Source organism: Acinetobacter zhairuonensis (genome assembly GCF_022601715.1).
In the GTDB taxonomy this organism is placed as follows: Bacteria; Pseudomonadota; Gammaproteobacteria; order Pseudomonadales; family Moraxellaceae; genus Acinetobacter.
The window spans coordinates 71797-86975 of sequence record NZ_JAKVIM010000003.1 but is presented as its reverse complement, the minus strand read 5'-3'; the positions used below and the strand labels follow the sequence as shown (position 1 = coordinate 86975).

The 15179-nt window shown below is 40.0% G+C and carries 15 protein-coding genes; 6 read left to right on the top strand and 9 right to left on the bottom strand.

The features are described 5' to 3' along the window. Nucleotides 1–7: 7 nt before the first annotated feature. From rsmG to MKI85_RS03450, 3 genes are all read right to left on the bottom strand, one after another. Nucleotides 8–640, bottom strand: a complete 633-nt coding sequence (rsmG, locus tag MKI85_RS03460; RefSeq protein WP_241625011.1) for a 16S rRNA (guanine(527)-N(7))-methyltransferase RsmG — start codon at nt 638–640, stop codon at nt 8–10. Between the two features lie 85 nt (nt 641–725). Continuing rightward, nucleotides 726–1415 (bottom strand): N-acetylmuramate alpha-1-phosphate uridylyltransferase MurU, encoded by a 690-nt coding sequence (murU, locus tag MKI85_RS03455; RefSeq protein ID WP_241625009.1) that lies wholly within the window; start codon nt 1413–1415, stop codon nt 726–728. Then, complete coding sequence (locus MKI85_RS03450) at nt 1412–2428, bottom strand: aminoglycoside phosphotransferase family protein (protein ID WP_241625007.1); 1017 nt, start codon at nt 2426–2428, stop codon at nt 1412–1414. The genes murU and MKI85_RS03450 overlap by 4 nt, the downstream gene beginning before the upstream one ends. A 120-nt stretch (nt 2429–2548) precedes the next feature. Here MKI85_RS03450 and MKI85_RS03445 point away from each other — a divergent pair, with 120 nt between their 5' ends. Continuing rightward, nucleotides 2549–4993, top strand: a complete 2445-nt coding sequence (locus MKI85_RS03445) for an LPS-assembly protein LptD (RefSeq protein WP_241625005.1) — start codon at nt 2549–2551, stop codon at nt 4991–4993. A gap of 16 nt (nt 4994–5009) precedes the next feature. After that, nucleotides 5010–6320, top strand: a complete 1311-nt coding sequence (locus MKI85_RS03440) for a peptidylprolyl isomerase (RefSeq protein ID WP_241625003.1) — start codon at nt 5010–5012, stop codon at nt 6318–6320. Between the two features lie 191 nt (nt 6321–6511). Here the strand turns inward: MKI85_RS03440 and hfq are convergent, their stop codons facing one another. The 4 genes from hfq to tsaE form a co-directional block, all read right to left on the bottom strand. After that, nucleotides 6512–7036 (bottom strand): RNA chaperone Hfq, encoded by a 525-nt coding sequence (gene hfq, locus MKI85_RS03435; RefSeq protein ID WP_241625001.1) that lies wholly within the window; start codon nt 7034–7036, stop codon nt 6512–6514. 95 nt (nt 7037–7131) lie between these two features. Beyond that, the gene (gene miaA, locus MKI85_RS03430; protein ID WP_241624999.1) at nt 7132–8076 is read right to left on the bottom strand and encodes a tRNA (adenosine(37)-N6)-dimethylallyltransferase MiaA; all 945 of its coding nucleotides are present in this window, start codon (nt 8074–8076) and stop codon (nt 7132–7134) included. Nucleotides 8077–8082: 6 nt separating this feature from the next. Then, nucleotides 8083–10014 carry a DNA mismatch repair endonuclease MutL gene (gene mutL, locus MKI85_RS03425; protein ID WP_241624997.1) on the bottom strand — a complete coding sequence of 644 codons (1932 nt, stop codon included), beginning with the start codon at nt 10012–10014 and terminating at the stop codon, nt 8083–8085. Continuing rightward, the gene (gene tsaE / locus MKI85_RS03420; protein ID WP_241624995.1) at nt 10007–10483 is read right to left on the bottom strand and encodes a tRNA (adenosine(37)-N6)-threonylcarbamoyltransferase complex ATPase subunit type 1 TsaE; all 477 of its coding nucleotides are present in this window, start codon (nt 10481–10483) and stop codon (nt 10007–10009) included. The genes mutL and tsaE overlap by 8 nt, the downstream gene beginning before the upstream one ends. A 132-nt stretch (nt 10484–10615) precedes the next feature. On the opposite strand from tsaE, the gene MKI85_RS03415 reads away from it, so the two are divergent. The 3 genes from MKI85_RS03415 to MKI85_RS03405 all read left to right on the top strand — a co-directional run bounded on the left by MKI85_RS03415 (nt 10616) and on the right by MKI85_RS03405 (nt 12517). Further along, nucleotides 10616–11521: a pseudouridine synthase gene (locus MKI85_RS03415; protein WP_241624994.1), complete on the top strand. Its 906-nt coding sequence runs from the start codon at nt 10616–10618 to the stop codon at nt 11519–11521. 109 nt (nt 11522–11630) lie between these two features. Next, nucleotides 11631–11981: a type II toxin-antitoxin system RelB/DinJ family antitoxin gene (locus tag MKI85_RS03410; protein ID WP_241625321.1), complete on the top strand. Its 351-nt coding sequence runs from the start codon at nt 11631–11633 to the stop codon at nt 11979–11981. 92 nt (nt 11982–12073) lie between these two features. Continuing rightward, a complete protein-coding gene (locus MKI85_RS03405) occupies nt 12074–12517 on the top strand; it encodes a GNAT family N-acetyltransferase (RefSeq protein WP_241624992.1) in 444 nt (147 codons plus the stop codon). Here the strand turns inward: MKI85_RS03405 and MKI85_RS03400 are convergent. Continuing rightward, nucleotides 12510–13220: a pseudouridine synthase gene (locus MKI85_RS03400; RefSeq protein WP_241624990.1), complete on the bottom strand. Its 711-nt coding sequence runs from the start codon at nt 13218–13220 to the stop codon at nt 12510–12512. The two genes, MKI85_RS03405 and MKI85_RS03400, sit on opposite strands and share 8 nt — an antisense overlap. Before the next feature lie 124 nt (nt 13221–13344). On the opposite strand from MKI85_RS03400, the gene MKI85_RS03395 reads away from it, so the two are divergent. After that, on the top strand, nt 13345–13797 hold the full coding sequence (locus tag MKI85_RS03395) for a DUF441 domain-containing protein (RefSeq protein WP_241624988.1): 453 nt from the start codon (nt 13345–13347) through the stop codon (nt 13795–13797). Nucleotides 13798–13867: 70 nt separating this feature from the next. Here MKI85_RS03395 and MKI85_RS03390 read toward each other — a convergent pair whose 3' ends face one another. Next, the gene (locus MKI85_RS03390; RefSeq protein ID WP_241624986.1) at nt 13868–14788 is read right to left on the bottom strand and encodes a LysR family transcriptional regulator; all 921 of its coding nucleotides are present in this window, start codon (nt 14786–14788) and stop codon (nt 13868–13870) included. Between the last annotated feature and the right edge of the window lie 391 nt (nt 14789–15179).

Genomic DNA, 15179 nt, shown 5'->3' with positions numbered 1-15179 from the left:
GAAATAATTAAATCTGTTTCAATAATAATAAATGGCGTTGTTCATCTAATCGAGGTACTTTCAACTCGATAGTTTCACAACTGTATTCATCTTTTAATGCGATAATTTCGTCTTCAGGAATCAAGCCTTTCATAGAGGCAATAATGCTATTGTCATGCATATAAGGCTTAGACGCAGCTACAAAGTCTGTCAGAGAAGCAAATGCCCGACTGGTTATGACGTCAAACTGTCCTAAATCACGAATACTATCTTCATCTTCAACACGTGTTTGTACAGCAATCACATTTTTTAATTTTAAGTCTGCAATAAACTGCTTTAAGAAACGAATTTTTTTACCATTAGAATCTAACAGCACGCAATTACGTTCAGGCTGACATAATGCAATGATCATGCCTGGCATACCGCCACCTGTGCCAATATCGAGCAAACGACCTTCTGGCAAATCCTTTAAAATGCTTAGGCTATCAAGCAAATGCTTAACCAGCATTTCTTTCGGATCACGAATTGCAGTTAAGTTATACGCCTTGTTCCAAAGAACCAAAGCATCTTGGTATTTGAGTAATAAATTTAAAGTCTCGTCGTTGAGCTCTAAACCTAAAGCTTGACTACCCTGCTTTAGTTCTTGAAAAAACGTGTGCATATACAATTAACGTCTCGAAAATGTTAGGTGAAGTATACCGATTTATACATGAAGTCATAGTGGGTTATGCTTAGTGAATATGCACTTAAGCGTACATGCCTTGCCGAATCTGCAAATCTAGAGCAGATAAACGCTCTGGCGTACCTACATCTACCCAAGACGCCTGCATTTTTTCTGCTGCAACACGACCATCCAGCATTGCCTGTTTTAGTAATGGTGCTAATGGACGCTTGCCATTTTCCAAGCCCGCAAACATTTGCGGATGTAGTACTGCAACACCACTATAAGTTAAATCTTCGCCTTGTTGCTCTTGCTCAAAGGTAAATGCACGACCATTTACCAGCGTAAAATCACCTTGTAAATGTTGTGGCGGATTCTTGACGAAGACCAAATGTGCCAAATCTTGATTGAGTTCAACATCGAGTAATGATGCAAAATCAAAAGTCGTCCACACATCACCATTCACCAAAATGAATGGCTCTGTTCCCAACAGTGGTAAAGCATTAATAATGCCACCTGCGGTTTCTAAACCTTCTTCTTCACGCGTCCACAAAATATTGACACCAAATTGCGAACCATCACCTAAAGCACCGATGAGTACATCTGCCAACCATGCAGAGTTAATTACGATTTCGGTCACACCAATTTCTTTGAGTTTCTCGATGTGCCAAACAATCAGTGGCTTACCTCCCACCTCAAGTAATGGTTTTGGCTTATACAGCGTTAAAGGACGCATACGATTCCCTAAACCCGCAGCTAAAATCATGGCTTTCATGCAGCAACAACCTCGTATTTGCCATATTTTTGTTCAAATTTCGGCATTACTTTAACTTGAATAAATTGCATAAATGGTTGTAATTCTGCATATGGTTTGCTTTCTTCCAACAAATACCACATCACACGTGGTAAGTCTTTGAGATAACCCGATTTACCATCACGCTCAAACAAGCGCACAAAAATGCCTAAAATCTTAATATGGCGTTGAATTGCCATTAAATCTGCATCTTGCTTAAACTGTTCAAAGTCACGCCCTTCTTTTGCTGAAGCAGGCAACAAGTCATAAAACACTTTAAACCAACCATACACACGCACAGGATCCCACTGCACGTAGGCATCACGGGTAATGGAAATCAGATCATAAGTATCTGCACCAATCACCGCATCCTGAAAGTCAATTACACCCTGCTCTTGCTCATCGGTCAAAAGCATTAAATTACGACTATGAAAATCACGATGTACAATTACCTGAGGTTGAGCAAGCGCAGCATTGGCTAAAATCGCAAATGTACGTTTAATCAGTGCAGATTCTTCAGCAGTTGGCTGAATCTGTAGACTTGGTAACAACCAATCAGTCAGCAATGTCATTTCAGTGAGCAACTTTTCATAAGAATAAGCAGGGAAATGACCTTCGCCATTGATCGATTGCAATTGAATTAATTGTTTGAAACTTTGCTCATAATGCGCATCAACCGTTTTGTCATCTAGCTGAGTTGATAACAACACATCACCAAAATCCTCGAGTAATAACAGACCCTGCTCTAAATCCTTCGCCACAATATGTGGAACGCGTACACCGTTCGCATCAAAAAATTCATCAATCGACACAAAAGGTACACAATCTTCTTTCTCAGGAGGTGCATCCATCAACATAAATGTTTTATTATTCAAGTTAATTCGTGCATAACGACGGAAGCTTGCATCGCCTGCTAAAAAATTAATTTCAAATTGATCTGAACCAAGTACAGATGTAATCCATGTTTGTATCAATTGTTCACGTTGTGTATTCATTTGCGATAAATTCTAATACAGGCTGAGTTTTTAAAGTCCTAAGTGTAGCCACTTATGAACTTTTTCTCTATGATGCGACAATAATTAATTGCGATTAAGCATACTTGGTTAATGATACAAATGAAGCATCAGTTTAAATTCAATCCTTTAGCGACTGCTATTTTCAGCCTCTTATGCGGAAGCTCGATTACGGCATACGCAGATACATCTAATACTGTTTCATCCCTAACCAACGAACAACTTAAAGCAAGCATAAAAGAAGCCTATGCGGGCCAACATTTTTTTGAACAATATTATGTAGATAAATCTGCTCCTGAAGCTCAACAACGTCAAGGCAAATCACTGAGTGCAGCATATTGCCAAGGTGCTTGGTTAACACCGATTGCATCAAGTGAAACCGCTGTTGATCCAAGTAAAGCGACCTCAGTTGTCACAGCTGATTATGGTCATTACGATCCAAATGGTGACTCTGTACTTGAAGGTAATGTTCTGATTGACCAACAAGGTCGACAAATTCGTGCAGATAAAATCACCATTGATAAAACACAGACTTATGCTAATGCGCAAGGTCGTGTACAAATGGCTCAAGCTGGGCTCTTGGCACAAAGCGATCAAATCAATTACAACCTAAAAACCCAGCAAGGCGATTTAAACAATAGTTACTATATTGCTGAAGAGCAACACGCGCATGGGCGTGCGGAAAAAATTGCACGCACCTCAGAAAATGTGGTGATGTTAAGCAATGCGACCTACAGTACTTGCCCTCCAGAGCAAAAACCAACTTGGAAGATTCAGGCTGACAGCATTGAACTAAATCAAGAAACAGGACGCGGTGTTACCAAAGGCACTAAATTGTATGTTAAAGACGTACCTGTTTTGGCTGTACCCTACTTTAACTTCCCGATTGATGACCGAAGAACCACAGGGATTTTAACCCCAGGTTTCGGTTATACCAATGACGGTGGTATTGAGTTTGCCGTACCTGTTTATTTAAATCTTGCACCCAACTATGATGCCACTGTCACGCCTCGCTATATGAGTGACCGTGGTGCCATGATCGATGCTGAGTTTCGCTACCTCACCGAAAACTTTGGCGAAGGGAAAATCTGGGGCGGCTACCTACCTTCAGATGAAAGTTATGAAAATCAAGATCGTAAAGAATTACACCTTTTACATAAATGGCAAATCAACGATAGTTTTTCTACCAACCTAGATTACAACTATGCATCGGATAAAGATTACTTTACCGACTTAAGCAACAACCCCAACTCTAAAACAGACTTAAACTTACGTCGTGCTTGGGAATTAAATTATAAAAATGGCGTAACAGGGCTTAGCGCACAGTTAAAGGTCGAAGACTTCCAAACTTTAGATAAAACTATTTCAGATGAAGACCGTCCGTATGCACGTTTGCCACAATTTTTACTGACCTATAAAGGCGGAAATCCGCAAGGCTTCCAGTACGAGTTTAATAACGATACGGCATATTTCAAAAAGAATATTAGCAATACAACTTCAGCAACATCAGAACCTAGTGGTACACGGTTTTATAATGATTTTGCTGTACGCTATAACTATCGCAATCCTTGGTCATTCGTCATTCCAGAAGTATCGGTACGTAGCATTAACACTTTCTATGACCAAGATACGATTACTGCACAGCAAAATCAGACCACAAGTGTCAGCAATTCCGACCAAAATAAATCCGTGGTTGTGCCTCAATTTAGCTTAGACACAGGCTTAACTTTTGAAAAAGATGGCAAATACCTACAAACCATCACGCCACGCGCTTTTTATGCGTATGCACCATATGAAAATCAATCTGATTATCCAAACTTTGATTCGATTAGTGCTTCAATCAACTATGACCAACTCTTCAGCTCAAAACGCTTCTATGGTCATGACCGTTTAGAAGATAATAATTTCTTATCTTTAGGGGTAAGTTATAGCCTGTTTGATGATATTGGTTTAGAACGCTTAAAAGCCAGCGTAGGTCAAAGCTTCTATTTTGATGATCGCCGCGTCACTTTAGATGGCACAACAGATGAGTTGAATACTGAATCACATACTGGTCCAATTGTTAGCCTCTCTAGCCAACTATCTGAACATTATCGCCTAAGCGCCAACTCTGCTTGGATGGCGAATGGAGATAATGCGCAACGCGACGTCCAGCTTTACTACATGGGCGATCAAGGCAATATCTATAGTGCTGGATATTTCTATCGAAAAGAAATTACCAACCGCCAAGATAAGTACGACCAATTTGTTGCATCATTTATACAACCGGTACATAACAACTGGCGTATTATGGGGCACGCTCAATATGACATGGATAACAACGTTGCGCGCGAATACTTGCTTGGCGTAAATTACGAATCGTGCTGCTGGGGAATTTCCCTATACGGACGTTCTTATTACAACGACTTGGATGATGTAAGTGATTCTAGCGTTAAACCTAAAAAAGCTTTCATGGCTGAAATCAACCTGAAGGGCTTAGCAGGTTTTAACAACAAACTGGCATCCATGCTTGAAAATCGAATTTTAGGTTACGATCGTATTAATTAATTTGGACACGATGTTAATGAAGACAAAACAGTTAAAACAATTCTTTAAGGCAACTGCGCTTGCAATAGCCCTTTCTTCATCAATGCCGACATTTGCTCAGACTTCAGATGAAGTCATCGCAGTTGTCGACAACAGTGTCATTTTACGAAGTGATTTAGAACAAAGCGTAGCTGAAACCAAACGTCAATTAGAAGCTCAAAAGCGTCAAGTTCCACCAGACCAATATCTTGAGCAACAAGCACTAGAGCAGCTTATTCTACGTCAAACTCAATTAGAGCAAGTAAAACGCTACAATATTAAAGCAGATGAAAAAAGCTTGAATGAAGCGGTATTAAAAGTTGCCAACCAATCTGGAAGCAATTCTCTAGAAGCTTTCCAACAGAAATTGGATAAAATGGCTCCTGGCACATACGAATCATTACGCAAACGTATAGCTGAAGATTTAGCTATTAACCGTTTACGCCAACAGATTGTGATGTCACGTATTAAAATTAGCGACCAAGATGTTGCGAATTTCCTCAAAACACCACAAGGACAAGCTGCTTTAGGCAGTCAGGTTCATGTGATTCATGCACGCGTGTCAGGCGATAACAATGCAGAAGCTGTAGCTAAGCAAGTCCGTACTGCCTTAAGCAACAGCAATGATATTGCAGCCATTAGCAAGCAATACAGCACCAATGAGGTAAAAGTTGAAGGCGCTGACATGGGCTTTCGAAATCTTTCAGAAATTCCAACAGAACTTGCTGCCCGCGTTACCCCATTACAAGCAGGTCAAACCAGCGAGCTGATTGTTGCTCGTGATGGCATTCATATTATTAAGCTCTTGGAACGCAAAGGGTCTGAGCAAAAAGCCATTATTCCACAATACAAAACGCGACACATTCTGATTCAACCCTCAGAAGTTGTTAGCCCTGAAAATGCCAAGCAAATGATTGACAGTATTTACAATCGATTGAAAGCAGGCGAAGATTTTGCCGTACTTGCAGCAACATTCTCGAATGATTCAGGCTCTGCTCGTGATGGCGGTAGCTTAGGCTGGGTTAGCCCTGGGGTGATGGTTCCGCAATTTGAAGAAAAGATGAAAAGCACACCTGTAGGGCAATTCAGTGAACCATTCCAAACCCAATTTGGTTGGCATGTACTTCAAGTTACTGAGACCCGCCAACAAGATATGACACAGGAATATCAAGAGCGTATGGCGCGTCAAATCTTGGGCGAGCGCCAATTTGATACAGAGCTCGATAGCTGGTTACGTGAAATTCGCAACAATGCCTTTGTTGAGATTAAAGATCCAAGCTTAGATCGTAAAAACAATAAAACATCTTAAGCTATTTCGGAAAAAAGCCAGTCTCAAATGACTGGCTTTTTTTGTGAATCATTCATTACACCCATACACTATAAACATATACCCTCATCTCAACTACTATCAGCAATCAAGCTTAAAACTCCAGATTATACTTCCGTGTTTTTAGGCAAAAAAAAGCCTCTCAAAAGAGAGGCTTTCATGATGAATATCAATTAACGATTGTTGTCGTCTTCTTGAGAATCATCAAATTTAGTTTCGCCATCAAAGCCACCTTGACCACCGAAGCCGCCACCTTGACCACCGAAGCCGCCACCTTGACCACCGAAGCCACCTTGACCACCGAAGCCACCACCTTGACCGCCGAAGCCACCTTGACCGCCGAAGCCGCCACCTTGACCACCGAAGCCACCTTGACCGCCGAAGCCGCTACCTTGACCGCCGCCAAAGCCACCGCCTTGACCACCACCAAAGCCACCACCTTGACCACCGCCAAAGCCTGCACCTTGCGCACCAGCTGGGGCACCAGCAGGACGAGGGTTACGTGCAGGAACAACCGTAGAAATAGCGTGTTTATAAACCATTTGGCTTACAGTATTTTTTAATAAAACAACATATTGGTCAAAAGATTCAATATGACCTTGTAACTTAATACCATTAACAAGGAAGATAGATACAGGAATACGTTCTTTACGGAGAGAATTCAAGAACGGATCTTGCAAAGTTTGACCTTTAGACATGTTATACAACTCCAAAAATATTAAAAATCAGCGCAAAAAAACTATCTTTATTTTTCAATTAAAAATTATAAAAAAGACAGTGTGTAAATTTTGCTTTATCCGTAACAGTTTCGCAAGTCTTCTTGAGCCTGCTTTATTGTTAAATATGTTTTAAATTTATGCGACTGTTGCAATGATCTTAACCATGTATATTGACGTTTGGCAAGTTGTCGTGTCGCAAAAAGGGCTTTATCCTCCATTTCTTTCTTATTTTCGAGACTTTTGTCGCTTTTTAATAAAAAATCTAAGGCTTGTCGGTAACCTACTGATCTCATTGAAGGCAAATCATCAGATAGATCGTATTTTTCAATCAGTGACTCCACCTCATTTAAAAAACCGATTCCCCACATAATTTCCAAGCGTTTTTCAATTCGCTTATGCAATTCTAACCGATCCGGCAACAAAGCATAATTATGAAAAGTGTAGCGATATGGTATATTTTTAGGCTGTTCAGCCTGTAGTTTAGTAATTGGTTGCCCCGTAATCCGAAACACCTCTAGCGCGCGGATTATACGCTGCTTGTCACTGACCTTGAACTTTTCTCCTGCCAATGGATCCACTGCACATAGAGACGCGTATACAGCCTCCCAGCCCTCACGTTCACCTTGTGCTTCAATTTCAGCTCGGATGGCATAATCAGCACTCGGTAAGTTGCTCGACAATCCTTCAAGCAAAGCTTTGAAATAAAGCATGGTACCACCGACCAAAATAGGGGTTTTACCCTTTGCATGAGTTTCATCAATTAGTCGAGAAGCATCTTCTACGAATTGCGCAGCAGAATAAACCTCCAATGGACTAATAATGTCGATAAGATGATGCGGATACTGCTCCTGCTCGGCTTTACTCGGCTTTGCAGTCCCAATATCCATATCTAGATAAACCAATGCCGAGTCTACAGAAATCAATTCAAAATTGCCCTGTTCATATAACTCACATGCTAAAGCCGTTTTACCGCTGGCTGTAGGTCCCATCAAATTAATGACAGGCAATTGATTCGACATTTAGGTTTACTCTCCTCGAGCAAAAAGTTTATCCAGCTGAGCCAAAGGAAATGCACGCCATGTTGGACGTCCATGATTACATTGACTCGCAAATTCGGTCTGCTCCATTTGACGAAGCAAAGCATTCATTTCTGAAAGGCTTAATAAGCGATGTGCACGTACAGCACCATGACAAGCCATACCCGCCAAGATTTGATCACGCTTCTGCAAGAGTCCACGCACCTCATCAGTTGGATCCAAATCATTCAGCAATTCAGGAATGAGTGCAGAAAAATCAGCTTTATGTAAAATTGCAGGTACACCACGAACAATCACTTGTTCATCGCCATACTGGTCGATTTCCAAACCTAGTCGTGCTAATGGATTTTTTAAATCCTCCACCCGTAGTGCTTGCATACGATTCACACTAACCACTTTAGGAATCAATAACTGCTGAGAGATCCAAAACTCTGGGGTTTCCCAAGCGGATTTCATCTGTTGCAGTAAAATTCGCTCATGTGCTGCATGCATATCCACAATAATTAAGCCTTCAGTATTTTGCGCCAAGATATAAATCCCGTGTAACTGCGCAATTGCGATCCCAAGTGGATGCTCATCTACTTTAGTGGCTATAAAATCCTCAACTGCATCAGCAGCAACCTGACTCTGCACTCTTAATGGCGCCAAATAACTTTGTAAAGCAGCATTTGTCTGTTGAGCTGAATTAACCTGATAATTTCGCGTTTCTTGTGCGACATATTGCACGGTTTGCGGCTGTGATGATTCAAAATCAGTAAGCACTGCTTGTGGTTCAGTAACAGCCATCTGCTCTACAGCACGATGTAATTGAAACTGCTCTTGATAGCGCGGTTGCTGTACAATATTTGGGCTTGCATGCTCAACTTTCAAGGCTTGAGCTAAATCTGCACTCGCAGTTTGAAACTGCGCCAAAGTATCTTTGGCAAAATGACGCACAAACTCATGCACTTCACGTTGATTTAAGAAGCGAATTTCATGCTTGGTTGGATGAACATTGACATCAATATTTTCAGGATCGACTTCTAAAAACAACAAATATGCCGAATGCTGATGTCCATGCAAAATACCATCATAAGCCATGCGTAAGGCATGCGAAATCGTTTTATCTTTGACAATACGTCCATTCACATACACATACTGCAAATCGGCTTGCGCTCTTGCATCTGAAGGATGTCCTAGCCAGCCACTCAAACGCATATTGACGCTATCCGCATCAATCCAATAGGCATTCTCTGTAAATTGTCGCCCCAGCAATTGTTGCACGCGTTGGAAACGTAATGCACCACTGTCTGCAACAGGTAAATTCAAGCGAATATTGTTGTTATGTTCTAGTACAAAACGAATATCAAAATGTGTTAAGGCTAAACGACGGACAATTTCTTCGATATGACCAAATTCTGTGCCTGGTTTTTTCAGGAATTTACGACGTGCAGGTACATTAAAAAATAAATCCTGTACCCGAATATGTGTACCGCGTGCTGCGGCAATAGCTTGAATTTCTTGGTGCTGAAATGCAGTACCATTCACTTCAACCTGATAACCCACACCATCATCAACTTGACTACTGGTTAAAGTAAGACGAGAAACAGCTGCAATAGATGCTAGTGCTTCACCACGAAAACCCAAACTCACAATTGCATGTAAATCTTCAGCTGTTTGGATTTTACTGGTGGCATGCCGCATGACCGCCAAGGACAAATCATCAGGATGAATCCCGCGACCATTGTCAATAATTTCAATCAGGGTGCTGCCACCTTGCTCTACACGAATAATCAGTTCTGTTGCACCAGCATCAATTGAGTTCTCCAGCAACTCCTTCACTACAGATGCTGGGCGCTCAATCACCTCACCCGCTGCAATCTGGTTGGCGAGTGCTGGGTCTAGAGTATGAATACGACGTGTAGAAAAGTCCTCATGCATGTTGAAATGCCTGCTCAAGTGCTTTTAACAACACTTCAGATTGAAAACTCAAGGTCGCTTGACGCGATAACTCATCTTCAGATTTTAAAATTTCAATGGTCAAATCAGCAGTTGGAATTTCATCACCACCTTTGCTTGGCCATTCAAACAAGAATAATGCATTGGGGGTGTCCAAGTAATCACGGATTCCCATCAACTCAAGCTCATAGGGATCATTCAGTCGATACAGGTCAAAATGAAAGACTGATTTATCTTGAATGTTATACGGTTCCACCAAGGTATAGGTCGGACTTTTCACCGAACCCTGATGCCCCAGCTGTTGAATTAAAAAGCGGGTAAATGTCGTTTTCCCCGCACCCAAATCTCCAATTAAATAAATGACACCCTCAGTAAAATATTGAGCAATCACTTGCGCAAGTTGCTGGGTATCTGCTTCAGAGTTTAGGGGCAAATGAAATGAATACGACATATGACTCACAACATGATTCAAAAGTAGAATTATGATAGCATCGCAACGCTTTTAATACCTATGCCACGCATACGAAATGTGCATTTTTAATACAGCACCTGTGTTCTGCTCATCTGTTGTAATGGATCTCTTATGACTACGAATAATTTTGTCCCACCGATGATTCGTGGTGTTAGCGCCAGCAAACTGTTCTTACCTACTTTACAGCCTGCACCACAGAGTTTATATGATTACCTGTGTCAGCAATTTGACCACATTTCAACACAAGAGTGGCAACAGCGTTTTCAAGACCAACTCATTTATGCAGCCGATGGTACGATTTTAAGTTTAGAAAGTGCTTATCTTGCCAATCACCATATATATTACTACCGTTTTTTAGCACAAGAAATTCATGTGCCATTTCAACATCAAATTCTGCACGAAACAGACGATTTATACATTGTTGATAAACCACATTTTCTGACCATGAGTCCGACGGGTCAGTATGTTCAAGAAACGCTTTTGGTTCGATTAAAGAACCAAACAGGCAATGCTGATTTGACCCCAATTCATCGTTTAGACCGTGAAACAGCAGGTTTGGTTTTATTTTCCAAGCGCCCAGAAACACGTGGCATTTACCAGCAAATGTTTGCCAAACGTGAAGTTCAAAAAACCTATCACGCAATAGCAGCTTACCAACCGTCACTTCAACTCCCGCTTACACTTCAGTTGCGGATGGATAAAGGACAGCCGTTCTACACCATGCAAATTATTGAGGGTGAACCAAACAGCGAAACACTCATTGATATTTTGGAACACAATTCAAATTGGGCTAAATATCTGCTAAAACCAGAAACAGGTAAACAACATCAATTACGCGTGCACCTGAATCACTTAGGAATTGCGATCAAAAATGACCCATTCTATCCAAGTGTGCAACATAAACCTGATGATGATTTTTCCAACCCATTACAGCTATTAGCGAAGCGGATTCAATTCAAGGATCCAGTGACAGGAGAGTACATGGACTTTTCATCTAATTTTGAATTGACACTGTAATACTTTTGTCATTACAAAAAACTTAAGTTTTCAGCTAAACAATATTGAAATTACAATGAAATTGTTTAGAATGAAGACTAAAAGTTTAATCTTCACATTTATAAAAATCATGAGAAAAACCGAAGTTTATCAAATTCGTCTTGATTCACAGGAAAAGAAACAGGCTTTTGCTGTTTTTAAACAATTGGGGATTACACCAGCCCAAGCTGTACGCCTTTTTTTCAAACAAGTTGTACTCACTAAATCCATCCCCTTTTCTATCGAAAATCAAAATATCAATTTAGAACAATTGATTAAATTAAGACGGCTGAAACAAGAGCAAAAAACTGCTATAGCTACGCTAGAAAGTAATGACACTGCAACAGGTACTCAGCGTAATGATGAGTTTCTCATGGATGATGATCATCTAGATTTATTTGAAGAACTAAACGCGATTCTCGGTGAAAGCGATAAAAATTAGCCATGTTGCATTTTTATACATAATTTAAATTTTTTCATTTAAAAACTTAGGTATGCTTCATGCAAGAAGCATAAAAATGCATGGAGCAATCGATGATTGTAAGAAAAGCCACACTTGACGACCTGAATCAACTTGCAGTTTTATTTGATGAATACCGTCAGTTTTATGGTGCTTCTTCTAATTTAAGTCTATCTCAACAATTCTTAAAACAACGCTTTGAAAACCAAGAAAGTGTCATTTTTATTCATATCAAAGATGATGTATTGACTGGATTTATTTTACTTTATTTAGGTTTCTCTTCTGTCGCTTGTTCAACTTATTATATTTTGGACGATGTCTATGTCACTCCGCAATTTCGCAGGCAAGGTTCGGCCAAGCAACTGATTGATACTGCAATTTTATTTGCTCGGCATGAAAATGCACTGCGGATTAGCCTTGAAACGCAAAAAACCAATCGTGAATCACATCGACTCTATGAAACGATGGGCTTTATTGCAGATAGTGAGTTTAGAACTTATCACTGTTTTCTTAAATAGACTCTCGAGTTCGCGCCAGAACTATTTGCTCGGGTGTTAAGTAGCCCCATTCACCTTCTTTTAAGTCTGGACATTGTAAAGCCCCAATTTGAACGCGATGTAATTGCTCAACTTTATTGCCCACCGCAGCCAACATTCTTTTTACTTGATGATAAACACCCTGATGAATGGTCATTTGCAATTCATATTCTGCCAACTGTTGAACATCCGATGCTGCAAATATGCCTTGTTCATTGCGTAATTCAACTCCTGTTTCAAGCTGTTGAATCTGCTCAGAAGAAATAGGGTCAGCGGTTTGCATACGATAAACTTTAGCCACATGCTTTTTCGGATGAGTCAAAGCTTGTAAAAATTGACCATCATCAGTAAGTAATAATAAGCCCGTAGTATCTTGGTCTAAGCGACCAACGCATTGTAAGCCACGATTCAGTAGCACATCATCAAACAAATCAAACACACTAAAATGATGGGTTGCCTGATGGGAACATTCATATCCAGCAGGCTTATTTAAAGCAATATAGATGTTTTCGCGATATTGATAACTTTGTCTATACACTTCAAAAACCAAGTTTTCTAAGTTTAATTTCTGCTTTGGATTTTGCATAATTTCTTGGTCGATACTCACAGCGCCAGATTTAATTAATTGCTGGCAATGCTTACGCGAACCAAAACCTTGAGATTGCAACATTTTTTCCAAAAACATAATTCGTGACCCAAATCAGACTGCTGCATTTTAAACAATTTTCCAATTACACGCTGATTTTCTATGAGCAATATGTCAAAAATCGCTACAATAGTTGCATTTTCACACATTCTCCTGACTACTCATGTCTAATCTAGATCTAAATCTGATTGTCCTACTGGTTTTATTGGCTTGCGGTATTTTCAGTCACAATTCTGCCGTCACCATTGCCGCTGGCGTGCTGATTGTTTTTAAAATTACACCTTTAAGTGAGTTTTTCCCGTTATTACAACAACATGGCTTAAATGTGGGTATCGTGATTTTAACCATCGGAGTACTCACCCCCATTGCCAGTGGCAAAATTCCTGGGGAAGCCATCCTTAAATCCTTTTTAAGCTGGAAATCATTACTTGCGATTGCAATTGGTCTTTTTGTCGCGTGGTTAGGTGGTCGCGGAGTTAAGCTTATGACACATCAACCGAATGTGGTTGCTGGATTACTGATTGGAACCGTTGCTGGCGTTGCACTCTTACGTGGCGTACCAGTCGGTCCACTGATTGCTGCAGGAATATTGTCATTATTAATTGGACAATCGTGATCAAAATAAACATTTCCTGTGAGAGTGCAGTAAACAAACTGCACTCTCACTATATCTATCTTAAATCACATTAAGACAAATAATACTGATTACGCTTTTGTGAGAATTTTTCTAACTGTTTTAAGAAACCTTCAAAATAGTTTTTCTCTTTTTCTTCAGTCCGATATCCCGCATACAAAGTACGACGTAAGCCTTTCTCAGATACACAATCTAAACGGCGTGAAGTGACCCAGCCCTTTTGTTCATATTCATTCACCACCCAATCTGGTAAAGCAGCAATACCACGACCACTTGCCACCAGCTGAATCAGCATTTGAGTTAGATCCGTTGTTCGGATTTGCTTGGGTTGAATATTCGCAGGAATAAACAACTTCGACATAATATCTAAACGGTGTTTATCGACTGGATAAGTAATTAAGGTTTCTTCAGCCAATTCTTGTACGGTAATACGCTCAGCACGCACTAACGGATGTGTATTTGACAATACTAAACGGGATTCATATTCAAAAATTGGGAAGTAATCAATACCTTTTAAAGCAATAGGATCTGCCGTAATCAGTAAATCAAACTCACCATTTTGCAATAATTCATGTGGATTAGACTCAAAACCTGAAGCAAAGTCTAAATCGACATCAGGATATTGCTGACGGTACTGATTCAAAAGTGGCATCAACCAATCAAAGCAACTATGACATTCAGAAGAAAAAATAATTCTCCCCGTTTGACCATGCACAATCCGGGTAATATCTGTTTGCGCAATTTGAATTTGTGGCAGCACATCATCTGCAAGTTTAAGTAAGCGTTGCCCTACATTTGAAAATGTCACTGGACGGCTACGGCGATTCACCACCTCCACCCCATACCAATGATCTAATTCCTTTAACTGATGTGAAATCGCTGAAGGGGTTAAACATAAGTCATTGGCTGCTGCAACTAAAGAGCCATGTTCACGTAGCGCAAGTAATGTTTTTAAGTGTCGAATTTCAAGCATATTTATTATGAGTCCGCAAAGGTCAAAACTTAAAGCCAGCCAGTGTTTAATATCTTCAAGCTACTGCGTGCTTAACAAGAGATCCGGAGAAAATCTCAAATATCTTAAAATCTGGATGGGCAATATCAAAGAGTATTCATGTGAATTGATTTTAATCCACAAAATGAAATTATCTCATTATAACATTTAATTAATTAGTTTGTTTCACTTTTTCTTTAATTCAACTTATTCACAATAAAAAAACATATTCGAATAAAAGTTAGAATTAAAACAGAAGTACAACCAAATACACATTGTCAATTACACGCGAATTTCAATCAAACCTGAGCTTTAATTTATTGAAAAAAATAAATTTATTATCTCTAGCTTATTCAGCTTCTGATATTTTTCA